Source organism: Planococcus sp. VCh962 (assembly GCF_057748275.1).
In genome coordinates, this window is sequence record NZ_JBYLHS010000003.1 from 67200 (window position 1) to 85083 (window position 17884).

The window sequence follows — 17884 nt, forward strand, 5'->3', positions numbered from 1 at the left end:
AAATGAGCGTGATTAAAAGTACGGATACAAGATTAGTTGACGATGTTTTCAAGGGAATTCCGGAAGTGGACAGAAATGCTGTAACGGAAATGCTGAAAAGCGAACTGGCTAATCTGAATAAAAAAATCATCGTGCTTGATGATGATCCTACTGGTGTACAAACCGTTCATAACATCTCCGTATACACGGATTGGTCGGTAGACAGTATTGAAAAAGGTTTCGCAGAGCAAAATGCAATGTTTTTCATCTTGACCAACTCCCGCGGGTTCACAGCAGCTGAAACAGAAAAAGCACATAAAGAAATTGCTGAAAATGCATTGGAAGCAGCAAAAAAGCACGGCAAAGATTTTATCATCATCAGCCGCGGAGACTCGACTTTGCGTGGCCATTACCCGCTCGAAACAGAGGTATTGAAAGAAACCGTCGAATCCGGTTCAAACCTCAAGTTTGACGGAGAAGTAATTGTTCCATTCTTTAAAGAAGGCGGCCGTTTCACTGTCGACAACATCCACTATGTGCAGAATGAAGACCATTTGGTGCCGGCTGGAGAAACGGAATTTGCGAAAGACCGGACGTTCGGCTATACGAAATCTCATTTAGGTGAATGGGCCGAGGAAAAATCAAATGGCAAATTCAAAGCTGAAAATGCTACTTATATCTCACTTGAAAGCTTAAGAGCGCTTGAAGTCGATAAGATTGCCGAACAATTGCTGGAAGTCAGTGATTTTAACAAAGTCATCGTTAACGCGGTAGACTACGTCGATATCGAAATTTTCACCATTGCACTCATCAAGGCGATGAAAGCCGGCAAACATTTCATGTTCAGAAGCGCAGCTGCTCTTACCAAAGTAATCGGAGGAGTCAGTGATAAAGGATTGCTTACGAGAGAAGAGCTGATCAAGGAAGAGTCTGGCAACGGCGGCCTGATAATTGTGGGTTCTCACGTTAAAAAGACAACGGAGCAGCTTGAGGAATTGAAGAAATGTGATTTTATTGAGTTTATCGAGTTTAATGTCCATCTCGTATTGGATCCGGAACAGTTTAAAGCTGAAACCAAACGGGTCATTGAAACATGTGAAAACCTTATCCGTTCAGGTAAAACAGTAGCCGTTTATACAAAACGGGAAAGAATGGATCTTGGCGAAGGCAAAAAAGAAGAGGAACTTATGCTGTCGGTCAGAATCTCTGACGCCGTGACCAGCATCGTTCAAACCTTGAGCGTAAGACCAAGCTATATTGTTGCGAAAGGCGGCATTACTTCAAGTGATATCGGAACAAAAGGCCTTCAAGTAAAAAGAGCAACTGTTGCTGGGCAGATTAAGCCGGGCATCCCTGTTTGGTTTACTGGAGAAGAAAGCAAATTCCCAGGTATTTCCTATATCATCTTCCCTGGAAATGTAGGAGCCAAAACGACCCTTAAAGAAACCGTTGAATTATTGGAGAAATAAGGGGATTACCAGGATCCGTTAAAATTTCATTCGTAAACGGCTGCATCCTAATTAAGGGGACAGCCGTATACAAAACGGAAAAAGTTTTGAAAACGAATACAATTGTCACCCCATTACATATAAACTAAGGAGCTCATCATGTTAGCGAATACAAAAGATATTTTACTGGATGCACAAAAAGGAAAATACGGCGTTGCAGCATTTAACGTATATAGCTTAGAAACGGTTCAAGCAGCGATAAAAGTGGCTGAAAAGGAAAACCAGCCCGTAATCATCGCTTTAGGGGAACGATACTTCCCGACAGTAGATGTGGAAGGATTTGCAGCAATGGTAAGGGCAATGGCAGAAAAAGCGAGTGTGCCGGTTTCCCTTCATTTGGATCACGCTTACGAGAAGCAATCAATCATCCGGGCGATCCGCTGTGGATTTTCATCAGTCATGTTTGATGGTTCAGCCTTTGACATCGAAAAAAATATGCGCCTGACAAAAGAGATTGTAGAAATTGCCCATATGGCGGGTGTATCAGTGGAAGCTGAAATTGGTTCTTTAGCGAAAGGGGCCTTCTCTGATGAAGAAGAAGGCGATGGGACACTTACGGACCCGGAAACCGCAAAGAAATTTGTTGAAGAAACAGGCGTAGACTTTTTAGCTGCTGCTATTGGAACGGTGCATGGCATGTATAAAGGAGAACCGAAAATCGACCTCGACCTGTTGGACAGAATCCGGCAAGTTGTGGACATTCCACTTGTCCTTCATGGGGGTTCAGGAACACCTGAAGAAAAAATTAGACAAGCCATACAATTGGGGATAGGCAAAATCAATGTCAATACCGAAGTATCCGTGGCTGCCGTTACCCATCTGCAAAAGTATTTTGAAAGCAAGGAAATCGCTCATCTCTCTTCTGTGATGGAAGGTATGCAGCAGTCTATGGAGCCTGTCATGACGAAATTTGTTAAGTTGTTTTCTGGAAAATAATATTAGTATGGGCGGGCAAAGTTTCCGCCTTGCTAGATTGCAGACACTTGAAGTCCTATGATATCCAATCTTTGCCATTGTTTCGCTGATGGCTTTCTAAAAGGAGTAAATAATATGCCGATAGTTTCAATTATGATAGGGGTTGCCCTATTGCTCGTATTGATGATGGTTTTCAAATTGAACGCCTTTATCGCTTTAATTCTTGTCGCTTTAGTTGTAGGTATACTGGAAGGAATGTCCCCGATTGACGCTATGGCATCTGTCCAAAGCGGTTTAGGCAGTACGCTTGGCAGTCTAACCATGATCATCATCTTTGGTGCAATACTCGGTAAGTTAATGACAGATTCGGGTGGAGCTCAAAGAATTGCCACAACACTTATTCGGGTATTTGGGAAGGACAGAGTTCAACTGGCTGCCGTTTTAACGGCATCTGTTACAGGGATTGCCCTCTTTTTCGAAACTGGTGTTGTCGTTCTGATTCCACTCGTATTTACAATTGCCGCTGCTGCGGGTGTACCTATTTTGTATGTGGGGATGCCGGTAATTGCCGCCCTTATCACAATGCATGGCTTTGTTCCGCCGCACCCTGGGCCAACGGCAATAGCGAGTGTATTTGATGCAAATATCGGTCAGACATTAATCTTGGGAATCATTATTGCGATTCCTGCAATTATTATTGCCGGACCTCTATTTACGAAGTTGTTTAAGAAAGAGGATTTGGAAGTTGAAATTCCAAAAGGATTATTTAATCCGAAAGAATTTACAGAAGAAGAAATGCCAGGATTTGCAACAAGTATTATTACTTCGTTGATGCCTGTAATCCTGATTGCATCACAAGTAATTGTAGAAATCTTTTGGCCAGAGTCGTCAGTTATGCCGTTCTTCGATTTCATCGGTAATCCGAACGTCGCCTTACTGATCTCTGTTCTTATTGCCTTCTTTACTTTTGGCCTCAACCGGGGCAAAAAAATGGAAGACGTCATGAAATCTCTGGCAGAGGCAGTCAGTGGAATTGCCTTGATTCTGCTTATCATCGCTGCAGGCGGTGCGTTCAAGCAAGTATTAATCGACAGCCATATTGATCAATACATTTCTGACATTATGATAGGATCGACATTATCTCCGTTGATTCTTACTTGGCTCATCGCTGCTATCCTAAGGGTTGCGGTAGGTTCTGCAACAGTGGCCGGAATGACCGCTGCGGGAATCGTAGCGCCTCTTATCGCGGCGACAGGAGCAAGTCCGGAACTAATGGTGTTAGCTGCTGGTGCGGGAAGTATCACCTTCTCTCATGTGAATGATGCAGGGTTTTGGATTTACAAAGAATACTTTAACCTGACCATCGGGCAAACGCTTAAAACTTGGTCTGTAATGGTGACTATAATTTCAGTCGTCGGCCTTGCCGGTGTATTGATTTTGGATCTTTTTGTAGGATAAAAAGATTGGAAATGGGAAGGCCAGCTTATTAAATTAAGCTGGCTTTTTTTTGTGTGGTTTAATTTGCATTTTGTTTTAATAAACATTTCCATTCGTTAATAATTAATCAAACGGCCATTATCATTCCACTGGCCGTACATTTTATTTTTTCTCGTATTTTCAATGAACTTATCCAGTTTTCTGTGGAAAACATCCGGTTCATTTTTATAACTTTGGATAGCATCAATCCGAATCTTCTTGTACAATTCCGGAAAATTGAGGAAGTTTTGATAAACTTGATCGTCTTCTTTTAGGCGAGCTTCGATTTCTTTGTCTATAGTAAAAGATTCGGGCCGCATATCAGGGAGAATCCTCAGCCCTTCTTCTTTCATCAAGCCTAATTTATCTAATCTCCGTACCCGCTCTTTGTTTAATTCTGTGAAGTTGCTGTTTTTCTTCCGCGGAGAAAGCCTTTGAGCTACTTCTGTATCTGATATTCTCTTCTTTGTGCTGTCAATCCAGCCAAAGCACAACGCCTCTTCAACGGCATCTAAATACTGGATGACTCCGGGTTGTTCAGTCATACTGACTATTACCCAGCAAAACTTTTCTGTCTTTGAATTTTCTTCAAACCAATCCCTTAGTTCCCGTCTGGTCTTAACCCGGATTAAATTCTCGATGTCCATTCTTCAACGTCTCCTTTCTAAATGGAATAGTTGCCCTTAGTATAACCCCTTGAATAGTTTGGTAGAAATACTGAATGAGAATGCCTTAGAACTGCCTGGCAGTGAAAGGGATTTTTAAGGTTCAGGTAATAAATTGCGCCTGATTATAAGTGAATTCTATAGGCAGGAGGCATAGGATGAAAGTTGAAAAGGAGATATCCAGCTGCAGAAAGATTATCCAACGGCATTTTGGTCAACGCTGCCAGCTCCGTGAATACAAAGTTCTCTTAAGAAAAACGGATTATTTCGTTGCAGACCTGACGCTTTCCAATCCATCTCAACGGGTGGTGATTAAACTGGCGGGATCGACTGCTCCCATATCGAGCCCTTTTGACCGAACCTTTGCGATTAACCAGCAAGTCCGGAAACAGTCGATGATTCCGACGTATGAAGCAATTGCATTTGGTATGTCGTATGAAACTGTTCCGTATCGTTACCTGCTGATGGCGCATGTTGAGGGGCAGTTGTGGCCAGAGGTTAAAAAGCAGGTGGCTCCGAAAGAGTTCCGAGCGGTTTATCGAGATTTTGGCCGTGCAGTCGCCCAGATTCACAGCATTCGATACAACTCTTTTGGAGAAATCGGCAGCAAAGGAGAAGTCATTGCCCTAGAAACCAATTATGCTTCCGCTTTATCAGAGCGAGCAACACTGCGTATCAGGAATCCGCGCCATCAAGAAGTGTTTTTGTCGCTTTTACAGCAAAATGAAGAGCTATTTAATGAAATCAGCTCGCCGCGATTAACACATGAAGATCTGAATCCTGGAAATATCCTTTTAACAAATCGCGACGGAAAATGGCAATTGGCAGCTATTGTTGATTTTGATAGCGCTTGGGCAGGTGGATTTGAGTCAGATTTAGCCCGCTTGGAATTATGGAGAGGAATGGTGGGGGAAGGCTTTTTTGAGGAATACCAAACCATCAACCCTATTCCGGTGGATTACCCGCAGCGCAGATTATTGCTTCAATTGCTTTGGTGTTTGGAATATGCAGATCCATCAGAGCAGCATTATCAAGATACGAAGAGAATTTGCGGCAAATTAGGCATCGCGCCTGTAGTTTTTAATGATGATTTTTAGCTGGGAATGGTAAATAAATACTGTTTGTTTTCTGTATATCAAGTCAATGAAAAGGGAAAGAGCACTACGGTAAGTGGAAAGTAAACAAAAAAGAGGAGGCGCAAAATCGTCCTCTCTTTTTTAGAGTCGAGAAATTCCTATGCTCTTTTATCATTGCGCTCCAGGGCGGACGCTTTCCGCGGGCGCGGCTTCAGTCTCCTCGTCGCTGAAAACACTGCTCCTGCATCGCTGCGCTAGCTTCGTCGCAAAGACTTGGCCTCACAGGTTTCGGCCAATGCCTTTCCTGCGGGGCCTTCAGCTCGCGCTGATTCCGCAGGAAGCGAATCGTGCAAAAATACTTTTGCACGGTTCGTTTGCGACGAAGCGCCTGGCGCTGCAGGAGCACATCTTTGCCCTTCACCGCCTTTCGCTACATTAAGATTCGGTTTCTTATCTTTAGCAGTTCTCTGCAATAGTGACTGCTTGAATAAGTTCTCTATTGTTTTTACCTGCTCTCTAGATATGGAGCCAAACAGCGAAGAAAACCGTACTGCTCCTGCAGTGCTGCGCACTTCGTCGCAAAGACTTGTCCTCGCAGGCGACGGCCAATGTCTTGCCTGCGGGGCAGCGTAGCGACGAAGCGGCTTGGCGCTCGCCCGCGGCAAGCGGAGCTGTTTGCTGGAATATCGGTTAAGGGATGATTCCTAATACAAATTTCAACTTTCTCGACAGCCTGAAGAAAGAGGGGCCATAAAAATCGGCCCCTCTTTCTTATTTTTATCTATTCAAGATTTTTTATGAGAAAAACGGAACATTCATCGTCGTTACAGCCGGTTTTGTTTCAACGATAACTTCGCCGTTCCGAATTGAGTAAAGCACAGGAGCCTGAGTCCGAATCGCTTCGTATTCGGATTCCGAATCGATGACAATCAGGTTCGCTTGATGGCCTTCTTTGACGCCATAGCCTTCAGTCATTCCCAAGGTTTTAGCGCCGTTTATTGTGATGAGATCAAGCGCCTTGACGATATGGGCGTGATCGGTCATATGGCAAGCGTGCAAACCGGTGTCAACGACCGACATCAAGTTGCCGTCTCCAAGCGGATACCAAGGATCCATGATTGAATCAAGGCCAAAACAGATATTGATGTCTTCTGCTACCATTTCTTTCACTCTTGTTAATCCGCGGCGGATTGGATGATTGTCGAATCTTCCTTGTAAATGCAAATTGGCTTTTGGCAATGCCACAAAGTTGATATTGGCCTTTTTCAAAGTTTGGAACAATTTATACGTATAGGCATTGCTGTAAGAAGCCATGGCGGTCGTATGGCTTGCTGTGACACGATGCCCAATGCCCAGTTTCAAGGCTTCACCTGCGAGCACTTCCAAATACCTTGATTGGTCATCATCAATTTCATCACAGTGAATATCGACCAATTTGTCGTATTTGACGGCCAATTCAAGCGCCTTAAACACCGACCGGACACCGTCTTCACGGGTCAACTCATAATGAGGGATTCCGCCAACGACATCGGCACCCATTTCGATGGCTTTAATAAGCAGTTCTTCGCCATCCGGTTTGGTGTATAAGCCTTCTTGAGGAAGGGCCACAATCTGCAAATCCATCCAAGGTTTGATTTCTTCTTTTACTTCCAATAAGGCTTCTAAGCCTTTTAGCGTCGGGTCGCTGACATCAACGTGCGTCCGTACATGCTGAATGCCATGTTTCAGCTGCATCTGAATCGCTTTCAAGGCACGCTTTTTGATATCATCTTTTGTTTCACTGACAATTTGCTTTCGCTCAGACCAAATTTCAATTCCTTCGAAAACAGAACCTGATTTGCTCCATCTTGGAGTTCCGGCCGTAAGCACATAGTCCAGATGAATATGCGGCTCTACATAAGGAGGCAGCACGATTTTTCCGTTCAAGTCGATGACTTGGCCATTAGTTGACTCCTGAGTGTTCGCTTCCTTTGTAATTGCTTTGATTTGGCCAGCTTGGATGTCGATATTCCATTTGCCTTCTTGGCCATAAAGTTTCGCATTTTTTAATAACACGTTAAAACCATCCTTTCGTAAAATTTTTTGGAGCAGTAAATAATTTGTTGCCTCATCAGCATCTTAACAAAATTCAGGGCTATGTGCAGGAGGGACCCTCTTTGGCTAATTTAAATTACCTCTTCGGTGCTAAGAAGGCATTTCAGTTGATTTGTGGAATATAAATAAGGAAAATCAATAATTTAATTAACAAACAAAATTCTTTCTTACACCCAATTCAATAAAGGAGGTCCACGATGGAGCAGCTTTATATAAAACAGAAGGTATTTAGCCTAAGCGGAAAATTTACGGTGAAGAATCAGCAGGAGCAGGACGTTTACTACGTGGAAGGCAGTTTTATGCAAATTCCGAAGACGTTTTCCATTATGAATACAACCAGGAATGAAGTTGCGCTTATTACTAAAAAGACGTTTAGTTTATTGCCGAAGTTTTTTGTAGAAGTGAACGGCCAAGAGGTGGTAACGATTGAGAAGGAGTTTTCATTCTTCAAAGCGCGTTACAGGATTGATGCAGCCGGGATTGAAGTGCAAGGAAACTGGTGGGATATGGATTTCCAAATATTGCGGCATGGCGAAGTGGTCGGCCAAGTGAGCAAGGAATGGTTCACGTGGGGCGATAGTTATCAGGTTCAAGTATTGGATGAAGAAATGGAAACCATCATTATTGCATTGGTCGTCGCCATTGATTGCGTAAAGGCGGATCAAGCTTCCGCTGCAGCAGCTTCGACGTAAAAGAAAGGCAGCTGATCCAATATGGAATTTGCACCAAAAAGTAGTGGAGAAAAATAAAAGGACGGCTCACATGCTGCTAATGCAGTGCGTGAACCGTCCTTTTTTCTCATCCTTAGCGGTGCTGATCAAATAAAATCGGATTTCCGTCAGGGTCTTCGATCATAAAGCTGGCGGGCCCTTGAGTGGTTTCATCGGCTTCACTGGCAAAATTTACACCGTTTGCCTTCAACTTTTTCTGAAGGTCACGGATGTCAGTAAAAACATCAAGGTTCTGCGCATTTTCGTCCCATCCCGGATTGAAAGTCAGGAGGTTCTTTTCAAACATCCCTTGGAATAACCCAATAACCGTCTGGCCGTTTTTCATAATAAGCCAGTTCTGGTCGATGTCGCCGCCGAATACCTCGAATTCAAGCTTTTCATAAAAATCTTTTGATGCGTGGATATCATTCACGTTCAGGCTGACTGAAAAATTACCCAATTGCATAGAATTGCCTCCGTTTCATTTAATGACTGCATTTCGTTTAAGAAAATGCGTTCTTTTTTGCGGACATGGTAGCGAGTGCCGTTTCATTGAAACCTTTGGCAATGAGCCACACAGCCAAGGTCATTTCAGTAGCGGCAACCGGCAATGCCAGAATGCCGCCCCAAAGAGAAACTTGTTCAAAGACATCGAACATCACTAACAAGGCACAAACAAAAACACATATTGCTCCTATTATACCTAAGATGGAGATAAACCTGGGTACGAGCTTCGTTTGATAAAAGATATAACTGTACATGATGGTGTTGACGCCTAAAAAGAAAAGCGGCCCAAGCATGAATGTCCAGTCATGGATGGCGATCAAAGATGTTCCGGCAGCTTCAAAAGAGGCGGTATCCGGAGAACCTGCTGCTATAAATGCCTGGCTCAAAGTCAGTAAAGCCAATACACTGATCAATCCGATCGTAATGACGACCGCTTCAAGAAACCGGAAGCACACATGCCACAACGCTATCGTTTCGTTATACTTTCTTAAAAATGGAAACATGGTCGTTGCCGTACCAACCGCTGAGATAACCAGGATCAATTCCATCAGCGCTCCTAATGCCACTTGATTGGCTTGTCTGGAACCTTCAACCAGGTAATCGGGATTGTTCAAAATCGGATTGTATAAAAGAACCCCTACTACCGCTGAAACAGCCGCAAGTAAAAACAGCACGCCTATGATTTTTGCCGCTCTTTTGTTTGAGAACATCTTTTCCCTCCTTTGATTAATGAATTCAACTCCATTTTACCTTTTGGAATTTAATTAGCTATACAATTTGACGGAAAATTCAAAAAAATAATTCAAAAAGAGATTTTAACGCAGATTGTTGAAGCAATCAATTGGAAATATAGTATGCGTTAAAATCACCTTTGATCCGATAATGAAAGAATGAGTTCTTAGAAACTAGAAACCATCGTCCGGACTTTACAAAAAGCAGGAGTTTGGGAGTGACTTTTCTGTTTTTTTAAGTCTTAGATACGGACTTTTTCCTTTAAATAGCTTATAATATTATATGTTTGAATGCGTAAATTATAGCTGTACACTGTGATATAGTTAGGATAAAGACAGAAAAGGTGTTTTTTTAGACCGCGTCCTGGTTCAATCAAGAAATCCGAACTGGAGCGTTTACATCCTATCTGCCAACAAAAGAGTAGAAAAGGAAGGGTATAATGGGCAACCTACAGAATAAGAAAGACATCATCTTGATCGGTGCTGGAGTCATGAGTGCGACTTTAGGGGCAATGATTAAAGAAGTGGCACCGGAATGGAATATCAAAGTGTTTGAAAAGCTTGAGCAAGCCGGAGCAGAAAGTTCCAACGAATGGAACAATGCTGGAACCGGACACGCTGCACTGTGTGAGCTTAACTATACACCGGAGCAAGCTGACGGCACTGTAGAAATCAAAAAAGCGATTAATATCAATGAACAATTCCAGCTTTCAAGACAGTTCTGGTCTTTTCTTGTAAAAAACAAACGAATCAGCAACCCCCAAGATTTTATCATGTCTCTCCCGCATATGAGTTTGGTGCAAGGGGAAGATAATGTAAACTTCTTAAGCAAACGTTTTGAAGCGCTTTCTAAAAATCCGTTATTCCACGGGATGGAGTATTCCGATAACCCAGAAAAATTGAAAGAATGGATCCCGTTAATTATGGAAGGCCGCACAGTAGATGAGCCAATTGCCGCAACAAAAATCGACTCAGGGACTGATGTAAACTTTGGTGCTTTAACCAAGATGCTGTTTGAACACTTGAAAGAGCAGAGTGTCGACATTAACTACAACCACAATGTTAAAGACATCAAACGCTCTGGCGACAATAAATGGGAAGTTAAAGTGCAAGATACGGCCAACAATAAAATTGAATACCATAGTGCTGACTTCGTGTTTATCGGCGGCGGCGGCGGAAGTCTGCCATTGCTTCAAAAAACAGGCATTCCGGAATCGAAGCATATCGGAGGATTCCCGGTAAGCGGGTTATTCCTTGTCTGCAAAGATCCGGAAATCGTTGAACAGCACCACGCGAAAGTATACGGCAAAGCGAAACTTGGCGCTCCGCCAATGTCTGTGCCGCATTTGGATACACGCTTTATAGACAATAAAAAGTCATTGCTGTTTGGACCATTTGCCGGATTCTCGCCGAAGTTCCTTAAAACAGGTTCAAATATGGACTTGCTTGGATCTGTAAAACCGAACAACGTTTTCACTATGCTTGCTGCAGGGGCGAAAGAAATGTCATTGACAAAATACCTCGTTCAGCAAGTTATGCTGTCAAATGAAAAACGCGTAGAAGAACTGCGTGAGTTCATCCCGACTGCCAAAGTTGAAGATTGGGATGTCGTAGTTGCCGGCCAGCGTGTACAGGTCATCAAAGATACTGACAAAGGCAAAGGGACCCTGCAGTTTGGTACGGAAATCGTAACAGCTGCTGACGGCTCAATCGCTGCATTACTGGGAGCATCTCCTGGTGCTTCAACAGCTGTCCATGCAATGCTTGAGATTTTCGAAAAATGCTTCCCTGAACAAGTCAAAGACTGGGAGCCGAAAATCAAAGAAATGATTCCTTCTTACGGCTTATCTTTAATGGGAAATCCGGAGCTTCTCCGGGACATCCATACTTCTACAGCCGAGGCGCTTCAATTAAACGAAGAACTTGCTTCTATGGCCAAAGAAAAAGTATTAAGCAAATAACCAAACAAAGAACCTTCAATCCTTACTGGAATGAAGGTTCTTTTTGGTTGCTGCTAAAGCAAATTCACATTGAAATATGAGGAGAATTGTTTTAATATTCAAGTTACATCGATGTGAAAACAATATAAGGAATAGACAAGGGAGGAACATAAATGATCAAACAAGTCGGCCAAATTATGCTGTATGTAAACAATCAGGACGAGGCAGTCAGATTCTGGACAGAAAAAGTAGGGTTTGAAGTGATTTCTGATGAAAGCAACGGAGAAATGAGATGGATAGAAATCGCACCGGAAAACGGCGCTGAAACCACAATTGTTCTGCACAACAAAGAACTAATCGCTCAAATGTCACCCGAATTGAATCTGGGTACTCCTTCTATAATGTTCTTCACAGAAAATCTCGATCAATTGTACAGCAAGCTGTCAGGGCAAAATATCACCGTCGGGGAAATTGTTGAAATGCCTTCAGGGAAAGTTTTCAACTTCGCCGATAGTGAAGAAAATTACTTTGCCGTGATGGAGAAAAGTAAGTGAAAAGGGGTTCAGGCATTTACTCAATTTGTTAAAAGCTGAGCAAATGCCTGAATTTTAATCGCCAAAACAGCGGCAAAGCATTTTCATGTCTTTAGGCTAGCACAAAGATGCGACAATCATCGTTGTTCATATGGAAGCAGTCAATACTGAATTTTATCGAAAGAAAAATTACAACACTTCGCGTATGAAAAAGGCAAGTCTTCCCGGGTGATGGCATTAACTGAAGGGAAGCTATACTTTTAAGAATGAAATTGGATCGTAATGGTTTTAAGATTTCACTTAAGTTGATGAAAAGACCCTCATGAGGGTCTTTTTTTGTTAGCTATTTCATTCTTTCGTCATCGTTAGTTTTTTAAAAACAGAAAAAATTACATTAAAATAAAACTGGCAGGTCCAATAAATTAATCAAAAAGATTGACGGTCCAAAATAGCCATGTTATGATTATCTCGAATTAAAGATAAACTAATTCAAGATAAACGAGGTGGACCAAATGGAATTGCCGAATCTTAACTTGAAAGCCTTGACCGTCCTAGTGAGGGCAACAGATGCCCTTCATGAGGTTATTAAAAAAGATGTTGCCCAATATGGGTTGAATCCAACCGAATTCTCGGTATTAGAGCTGCTGTACCACCAAGGAAGGCAGCCGATTCAGCTAATCGGGAAAAAGGTATTGATTGCAAGCAGCAGCATCACTTATGTTATCGACAAGCTGGAAGCAAAGAAGTACGTCGTTCGGAAAGCATGCCCCGAGGACCGGCGTGTGACTTTCGCGGAACTTACGAAGGAAGGCCGACACTTAATGGATGCCATATTCCCGGAGCACGAGAAAGCAATCAATGAGGTATTTCAAGGCATGGACCAATCGGAAGTGGAAGCTCTAATTGAAACCGTCAAAAAAGTAGGCTATCAAGCACAGAACGCCTAAACTTTTTTAATTATATATCTCGAATTAAAGATATTTTATAAAAGCTTTTATCGCTAAAATGCTATGTAAATGGAGCAGTAATAAAGAACTTTTAAGGAGGTGAAAGAATAAAATGGGATTTTTTAATAGATTATTCGGTACACAACAAGAGGAGGAAAAAACTATGACAAAACTAAACATCGGCATCATCTTGGGATCCACACGGGAAGGGCGCTTGAGCCCGCAGGTCGGAAACTGGGTTAAAGAACTGGCAGACAAACGCGGCGACGCGAACTACACGATCATCGACATCGCGGATTATAAATTGCCGCTATTGGGCGAAAACGGCGGCGACGCTACGGGTGCAGCCGCTTGGTCTCAAGCAGTTGCAGCACAAGACGGATTCGTCTTCATCGCTCAGGAATACAACCACTCGATCACGGGATCGCTGAAAAACGCACTCGATTACCTGCGCGCAGAGTGGAACAACAAAGCAGCTGGAATCGTGTCGTACGGTTCGGTCGGCGGTGCGCGGGCAGCAGAGCATCTGCGCGGCATCCTCGGGGAATTGTCGGTAGCGGATGTCCGCGTCCATCCGGCATTATCTTTATTCACGGATTTTGAAAACGGCGCGGAGCTGAAAGCGGCTCCGGTCCAGGCGGATTCGGTCAACCAGATGCTCGATCAGGTTATCCCATGGGCAACAGCCTTGAAAACAATCCGCTAATATTTTATCTACTTATATTAATCGCAACATGTGCGTGGGCACATGTTGTGCATTGATATAAATATAGGGACAGAGAAAGCAGATGATTTAGAAGGAATTTTGAGCAGAACTTCTTCAAATGAATTGAAGGTTATGCTGAAAGTTTACGCTAAACATTCTATATCGGTTTACTTTTAAAAAAGAAACGGGGCGTTCACCATGAAGAACATAGCAGGACACCATCATATTTCGATGATCACCAAAAAAGGCCAGCAAACCGATCATTTCTACCAAAAAGTGCTGGGGCTGCGCCGGGTGAAGAAAACGGTCAATCAGGAAGATACGCGCATGTACCATCTGTTTTACGGAGATCTGACAGGCAGCCCTGGCACCGAATTGTCGTTCTTTGAAATGCCGATGGCGGGCAAAACGAAACGCGGCACCAATGCCATTACACGCATCGGCCTGCTTGTTCCTTCCCATGACAGCTTGCTGTATTGGAAAAAACGGTTCGAACTGCTGGGTGTGGAACACGGGGAACTGACCGAGTATGCCGGCCGCGATGCCCTTCCTTTTGAAGATGGGGATGGCTTGCGGCTGATCCTATTGAATAATGACGGGGCGGATGTCCCTTCTTACTGGCAGACATGGGAAGATTCGATCGTTTCACCTGAACACCGGATTCTCGGAATGGGCGCAGTGGAAATGACGGTGCGGTCGCGGGAAAGCTTAGCGAATACCTTAACCGGTTTGTTCGGCTATGAACTCGCTTTACAAAAAGACCATACAGCCGTCTACCAATCGGTGAAAGGGCAGGCATTTGGCGAAATTGTCATTGTCGAACAAGATGGACCGAAGGAAAAACCGGGAAAAGGCAGTGTCCACCATGTGGCAATCCGCGTGAAAGATGGTGTGGAACTCAGAGAGTGGCACCAACGAATTCAAGATTTTGGTTTTCAAGTCATGAAAATCACCGACCGCTATTATTTTGAAAGCTTATATTTCCGGGAGGAAAACGGAATCTTATTTGAACTGGCGACGGATGGTCCTGGATTCACTGTGGATTCGACGATTGAATCGTTGGGAAAAGAGCTCGACTTGCCGCCGTTTTTAGAAGCCAGCCGTGTTGAAATCGAAGCGAATTTAGAACCGATTGAATAAAAAAGAAACGATTATTGAAAATTTATTAGCAAAGGAGCAATAACTTATGATTCCGATCAATTCAAAACAAAATACCGAACGAGACAATTACAAGCTGTTAATCGGCTCAATCATTCCGCGGCCAATTGCCTTTGTCACGACCCAATCGGAGTCAGGAGTCGTCAACGGGGCACCGTTCAGCTATTTCAATATCGTTTCCTCAAACCCGCCGATGATATCCGTAGCGATTCAACGGCCGACGGGCGAACTGAAAGATACAGCCCGGAACATTTACGATAACGGCGAATTTGTGGTGCATATCGTGGACGGTGAGAATGTAGCCAAGATCAACGAGACCGCAGCTTCCCTGCCTCCGATGGAAAGTGAAGTGGAAATGGCCAATCTGACATTGGTGCCGAGTACGGAAATTTCAGTTCCGGGTGTCCGGGAATCGAAAGTCCGCATGGAATGCCGCCTGGTGCAGGCGGTGCCGCTTGGCGGCGAAGGACCGGGCAGCGACTTGTTTATCGGTGAAATAGTCCAGTTCCATGTGGATGAAGCCATTTACGAAAACGGCCGCATCGACCCCCGAGGATTAGATGCCGTCAGCCGGTTGGCAGGAGCGAATTACGCCGCCATCGGTGAGATCTTTTCGATCGAGCGACCCAAATAAAAAGAAGAAAGAAGGAATAAATGATGGAACATATATTCAAAAAAGGATTTAACCCCGAAAAACCGGTCTTCCTGCTGTTGCACGGAACGGGCGGAAACGAGCAGTCGTTATTGTCACTGGCACCAATGATTGATGCAGAGGCATCCGTACTCAGCGTAAGAGGGAATGTCTCCGAACACGGCATGCCCCGTTTCTTCCGGCGTTTGAGTGAAGGCGTATTCGATGAAGAGGATTTGGTGTTCCGTACAAAAGAATTGAATGATTTTTTGGATGAAGCTGCGGTGAAATATGAATTCAACCGCTCGAACATTGTCGCCATCGGCTATTCGAATGGAGCGAATATTGCAGCCAGCCTGTTGTATCACTTTAAGGATGCGCTGAACGGTGCCATCCTGCACCATCCGATGGTGCCAAGACGCGGAATTGAGCTTCCGGACCTTACGGGCAAGCAAGTCTTAATCGCTGCCGGCACTAACGATCCAATTTGCCCGGTCCGGGAAGCGGAAGAACTTCAAGAAATGCTCGAAGCGGCACAGGCATCGGTTGACGTCCATTGGGAAAGCCATGGCCACCAGCTGACCGGCAGTGAAGTGGAAGCTGCAAGACAATGGTATCAGCAAAAATACTAAGTTTTATAGAAGAAACGCAAGGCAGAGCAAAATTAAAATTAATGGCGAAGCATTTCACAGCGAAGATAATTAAAAAAATTGGAGGAAAAAGAACATGATGGATACAGGTTTATTGATCATCCGTTTGGTGATCGGGTTGTTGTTTGCGGCTCATGGAGCTCAAAAGTTATTTGGCTGGTTTGGAGGATATGGATTAGCAGGGACCGGAGGCTGGATGGAGTCGCTTGGGTTGAAACCGGGCAAGACGATGGCGCTCACAGCAGGACTCTCCGAATTGGTCGGCGGGCTGTTATTGGCAATCGGTTTCTTGACACCGCTGGCTGCGCTATTGATTGCAGCAACCATGGTGATGGCCATTGTCAAAGTGCATCTGCCGAATGGCTTATGGTCTACGGCGAACGGCTACGAATACAACTTAGTGATTTTGGCGGTCGTGATCGGTCTGGCATTGACTGGCCCTGGCCAATATGCGCTTGACGCACTTTTGTTCTAATTGGATAGATATTGCTCTTTAGTCTAAGACATTGAAGAAATAATGAAAATATCATTGAAAACGTATCTTATAAATATTTTTAAAAAAGGAGGAAATAAAATGAAAAAAACAGCTGGAATTCACCACATTACAGCAATTGTCGGCCATCCGCAAGAAAACGTCGATTTTTATGCATGCGTACTGGGCTTGCGTATGGTCAAGAAAACGGTCAACTTTGATGATCCGGGGACGTACCATTTGTATTTCGGTGATGGCGGCGGAAAACCGGGAACCATCATCACGTTCTTCCCATGGGCAAATGCCTACCAAGGAAAAATCGGGGCCGGACAAGTCGGCGTGACTTCTTATATGGTCCCAACAGGTGCGTTGCCCTTCTGGGAAGAGCGGCTGAAAGGATTTAACATCCCGTTTGCGAAAGAAGCACGTTTCGGAGAAAGCTACGTAACGTTTGAAGATCCCCACGGTTTGCAATTGGAACTGGTCGAAAGAGAGGGCGGGGAACTAAATACTTGGACGTTCGGCGGTATTACGCCGGCCGTTGCCATCAAAGGATTTGGCGGTGCAACGCTGCTTTCCTCGCGCCCCGAACAAACGGCGAAGACCCTGGAAGAAGTCATGGGGCTGGAAAAAGTCGGAGAAGAAGGTGACTTGATGCGTTTCCGTTCGTATAGCGATATCGGGAATATCATCGATGTAAAACGGACACCGCTTGGCCGGGGACAAATGGGCGTCGGAACGGTGCACCACATTGCGTGGCGTGCAGAAGACGACCAGGACCAACTGGACTGGCAGGAACATGTCCGGAACCACGGTTACGGAGTCACAGAAGTAAAAGACCGCAATTATTTCAACGCGCTTTACTTCCGGGAACACGGAGAAATCCTGTTTGAAATTGCGACTGACCCACCAGGTTTTGCGCATGATGAAACATTGGAAACCATGGGTGAAAACTTGATGTTGCCTGAACAGTACGAAACTCGCCGCGAACAATTGGTGGAGGCGCTGATTCCGATCCAAGTCCGTTCGCTGGATTGAAAAATTCAGGTTTGATAACTGGTTAATTCTTTACTTATACAGCATCGGTTCTTTTACTTTCTTTAAAAGACGCCAAAGAGAATCACATTGAAATAAAAGGAAGGACAAAGGAGCAGCTCCTTTGTCCTTCCTTTTTAGATTTAAAATA

Annotated in this window: 18 protein-coding genes; 14 read left to right on the forward strand and 4 right to left on the reverse strand. The window is 44.1% G+C overall.

Translation table 11 applies throughout. The features are described 5' to 3' along the window. Nucleotides 1–2: 2 nt before the first annotated feature. The 3 genes from AC3AQ9_RS11555 to AC3AQ9_RS11565 all read left to right on the forward strand — a co-directional run bounded on the left by AC3AQ9_RS11555 (nucleotide 3) and on the right by AC3AQ9_RS11565 (nucleotide 3860). On the forward strand, nucleotides 3–1448 hold the full coding sequence (locus AC3AQ9_RS11555) for a four-carbon acid sugar kinase family protein (RefSeq protein ID WP_488307638.1): 1446 nt from the start codon (nucleotides 3–5) through the stop codon (nucleotides 1446–1448). A gap of 138 nt (nucleotides 1449–1586) precedes the next feature. Next, entirely contained in the window at nucleotides 1587–2423 is an 837-nt protein-coding gene (locus AC3AQ9_RS11560) for a class II fructose-bisphosphate aldolase (RefSeq protein ID WP_488307639.1), read from the forward strand. A gap of 114 nt (nucleotides 2424–2537) precedes the next feature. Continuing rightward, the gene (locus AC3AQ9_RS11565) at nucleotides 2538–3860 is read left to right on the forward strand and encodes a gluconate:H+ symporter (RefSeq protein WP_488307640.1); all 1323 of its coding nucleotides are present in this window, start codon (nucleotides 2538–2540) and stop codon (nucleotides 3858–3860) included. Between the two features lie 95 nt (nucleotides 3861–3955). Here AC3AQ9_RS11565 and AC3AQ9_RS11570 read toward each other — a convergent pair whose 3' ends face one another. After that, the gene (locus AC3AQ9_RS11570; RefSeq protein WP_488307641.1) at nucleotides 3956–4525 is read right to left on the reverse strand and encodes a YdeI/OmpD-associated family protein; all 570 of its coding nucleotides are present in this window, start codon (nucleotides 4523–4525) and stop codon (nucleotides 3956–3958) included. A 176-nt stretch (nucleotides 4526–4701) separates the two neighbouring features. On the opposite strand from AC3AQ9_RS11570, the gene AC3AQ9_RS11575 reads away from it, so the two are divergent. Beyond that, nucleotides 4702–5640 (forward strand): phosphotransferase family protein, encoded by a 939-nt coding sequence (locus tag AC3AQ9_RS11575; RefSeq protein WP_488307642.1) that lies wholly within the window; start codon nucleotides 4702–4704, stop codon nucleotides 5638–5640. Nucleotides 5641–6414: 774 nt separating this feature from the next. Here AC3AQ9_RS11575 and codA read toward each other — a convergent pair. Then, nucleotides 6415–7674, reverse strand: coding sequence for a cytosine deaminase (codA, locus tag AC3AQ9_RS11580; RefSeq protein ID WP_488307643.1), 1260 nt, complete (start codon nucleotides 7672–7674; stop codon nucleotides 6415–6417). 236 nt (nucleotides 7675–7910) lie between these two features. Here codA and AC3AQ9_RS11585 point away from each other — a divergent pair, with 236 nt between their 5' ends. Beyond that, a complete protein-coding gene (locus tag AC3AQ9_RS11585; RefSeq protein ID WP_488307644.1) occupies nucleotides 7911–8405 on the forward strand; it encodes an LURP-one-related/scramblase family protein in 495 nt (164 codons plus the stop codon). Nucleotides 8406–8517: 112 nt separating this feature from the next. On the opposite strand, the gene AC3AQ9_RS11590 is transcribed toward AC3AQ9_RS11585, so the two are convergent. Next, entirely contained in the window at nucleotides 8518–8889 is a 372-nt protein-coding gene (locus AC3AQ9_RS11590) for a VOC family protein (protein WP_488307645.1), read from the reverse strand. 37 nt (nucleotides 8890–8926) lie between these two features. Then, nucleotides 8927–9640: a DUF4386 domain-containing protein gene (locus tag AC3AQ9_RS11595; RefSeq protein WP_488307646.1), complete on the reverse strand. Its 714-nt coding sequence runs from the start codon at nucleotides 9638–9640 to the stop codon at nucleotides 8927–8929. A 461-nt stretch (nucleotides 9641–10101) separates the two neighbouring features. On the opposite strand from AC3AQ9_RS11595, the gene AC3AQ9_RS11600 reads away from it, so the two are divergent. The 9 genes from AC3AQ9_RS11600 (at nucleotide 10102) to AC3AQ9_RS11640 (ending at nucleotide 17736) form a co-directional block, all read left to right on the forward strand. Continuing rightward, on the forward strand, nucleotides 10102–11622 hold the full coding sequence (locus AC3AQ9_RS11600) for a malate:quinone oxidoreductase (RefSeq protein WP_488307647.1): 1521 nt from the start codon (nucleotides 10102–10104) through the stop codon (nucleotides 11620–11622). A gap of 152 nt (nucleotides 11623–11774) precedes the next feature. Then, nucleotides 11775–12155, forward strand: a complete 381-nt coding sequence (locus AC3AQ9_RS11605; RefSeq protein ID WP_488307648.1) for a VOC family protein — start codon at nucleotides 11775–11777, stop codon at nucleotides 12153–12155. A gap of 491 nt (nucleotides 12156–12646) precedes the next feature. Next, nucleotides 12647–13081, forward strand: a complete 435-nt coding sequence (locus AC3AQ9_RS11610; protein WP_488307649.1) for a MarR family winged helix-turn-helix transcriptional regulator — start codon at nucleotides 12647–12649, stop codon at nucleotides 13079–13081. 112 nt (nucleotides 13082–13193) lie between these two features. Then, on the forward strand, nucleotides 13194–13787 hold the full coding sequence (locus tag AC3AQ9_RS11615; RefSeq protein ID WP_488307650.1) for an NADPH-dependent FMN reductase: 594 nt from the start codon (nucleotides 13194–13196) through the stop codon (nucleotides 13785–13787). Nucleotides 13788–13985: 198 nt separating this feature from the next. Continuing rightward, nucleotides 13986–14927, forward strand: coding sequence for a ring-cleaving dioxygenase (locus AC3AQ9_RS11620; RefSeq protein ID WP_488307651.1), 942 nt, complete (start codon nucleotides 13986–13988; stop codon nucleotides 14925–14927). Nucleotides 14928–14973: 46 nt separating this feature from the next. Then, complete coding sequence (locus AC3AQ9_RS11625; protein WP_488307652.1) at nucleotides 14974–15579, forward strand: flavin reductase family protein; 606 nt, start codon at nucleotides 14974–14976, stop codon at nucleotides 15577–15579. A gap of 20 nt (nucleotides 15580–15599) precedes the next feature. Continuing rightward, nucleotides 15600–16208 (forward strand): alpha/beta hydrolase, encoded by a 609-nt coding sequence (locus AC3AQ9_RS11630; protein WP_488307653.1) that lies wholly within the window; start codon nucleotides 15600–15602, stop codon nucleotides 16206–16208. 94 nt (nucleotides 16209–16302) lie between these two features. Beyond that, nucleotides 16303–16701 (forward strand): DoxX family protein, encoded by a 399-nt coding sequence (locus AC3AQ9_RS11635; RefSeq protein WP_488307654.1) that lies wholly within the window; start codon nucleotides 16303–16305, stop codon nucleotides 16699–16701. Nucleotides 16702–16800: 99 nt separating this feature from the next. After that, nucleotides 16801–17736: a ring-cleaving dioxygenase gene (locus AC3AQ9_RS11640; protein ID WP_488307655.1), complete on the forward strand. Its 936-nt coding sequence runs from the start codon at nucleotides 16801–16803 to the stop codon at nucleotides 17734–17736. Nucleotides 17737–17884 lie beyond the last annotated feature (148 nt).

Coding starts and splice junctions, on each gene's coding strand:
- AC3AQ9_RS11565 (WP_488307640.1), top strand. CDS start 2,538: ATGCCGATAGTTTCAATTATGATAGGGGTTGCCCTATTGCTCGTATTG.
- AC3AQ9_RS11595 (WP_488307646.1), bottom strand. CDS start 9,640: ATGTTCTCAAACAAAAGAGCGGCAAAAATCATAGGCGTGCTGTTTTTA.
- AC3AQ9_RS11610 (WP_488307649.1), top strand. CDS start 12,647: ATGGAATTGCCGAATCTTAACTTGAAAGCCTTGACCGTCCTAGTGAGG.
- AC3AQ9_RS11590 (WP_488307645.1), bottom strand. CDS start 8,889: ATGCAATTGGGTAATTTTTCAGTCAGCCTGAACGTGAATGATATCCAC.
- AC3AQ9_RS11585 (WP_488307644.1), top strand. CDS start 7,911: ATGGAGCAGCTTTATATAAAACAGAAGGTATTTAGCCTAAGCGGAAAA.
- AC3AQ9_RS11570 (WP_488307641.1), bottom strand. CDS start 4,525: ATGGACATCGAGAATTTAATCCGGGTTAAGACCAGACGGGAACTAAGG.
- AC3AQ9_RS11635 (WP_488307654.1), top strand. CDS start 16,303: ATGATGGATACAGGTTTATTGATCATCCGTTTGGTGATCGGGTTGTTG.
- AC3AQ9_RS11560 (WP_488307639.1), top strand. CDS start 1,587: ATGTTAGCGAATACAAAAGATATTTTACTGGATGCACAAAAAGGAAAA.
- AC3AQ9_RS11575 (WP_488307642.1), top strand. CDS start 4,702: ATGAAAGTTGAAAAGGAGATATCCAGCTGCAGAAAGATTATCCAACGG.
- AC3AQ9_RS11555 (WP_488307638.1), top strand. CDS start 3: ATGAGCGTGATTAAAAGTACGGATACAAGATTAGTTGACGATGTTTTC.
- AC3AQ9_RS11620 (WP_488307651.1), top strand. CDS start 13,986: ATGAAGAACATAGCAGGACACCATCATATTTCGATGATCACCAAAAAA.
- AC3AQ9_RS11640 (WP_488307655.1), top strand. CDS start 16,801: ATGAAAAAAACAGCTGGAATTCACCACATTACAGCAATTGTCGGCCAT.
- AC3AQ9_RS11625 (WP_488307652.1), top strand. CDS start 14,974: ATGATTCCGATCAATTCAAAACAAAATACCGAACGAGACAATTACAAG.
- AC3AQ9_RS11615 (WP_488307650.1), top strand. CDS start 13,194: ATGGGATTTTTTAATAGATTATTCGGTACACAACAAGAGGAGGAAAAA.
- AC3AQ9_RS11600 (WP_488307647.1), top strand. CDS start 10,102: ATGGGCAACCTACAGAATAAGAAAGACATCATCTTGATCGGTGCTGGA.
- AC3AQ9_RS11605 (WP_488307648.1), top strand. CDS start 11,775: ATGATCAAACAAGTCGGCCAAATTATGCTGTATGTAAACAATCAGGAC.
- AC3AQ9_RS11630 (WP_488307653.1), top strand. CDS start 15,600: ATGATGGAACATATATTCAAAAAAGGATTTAACCCCGAAAAACCGGTC.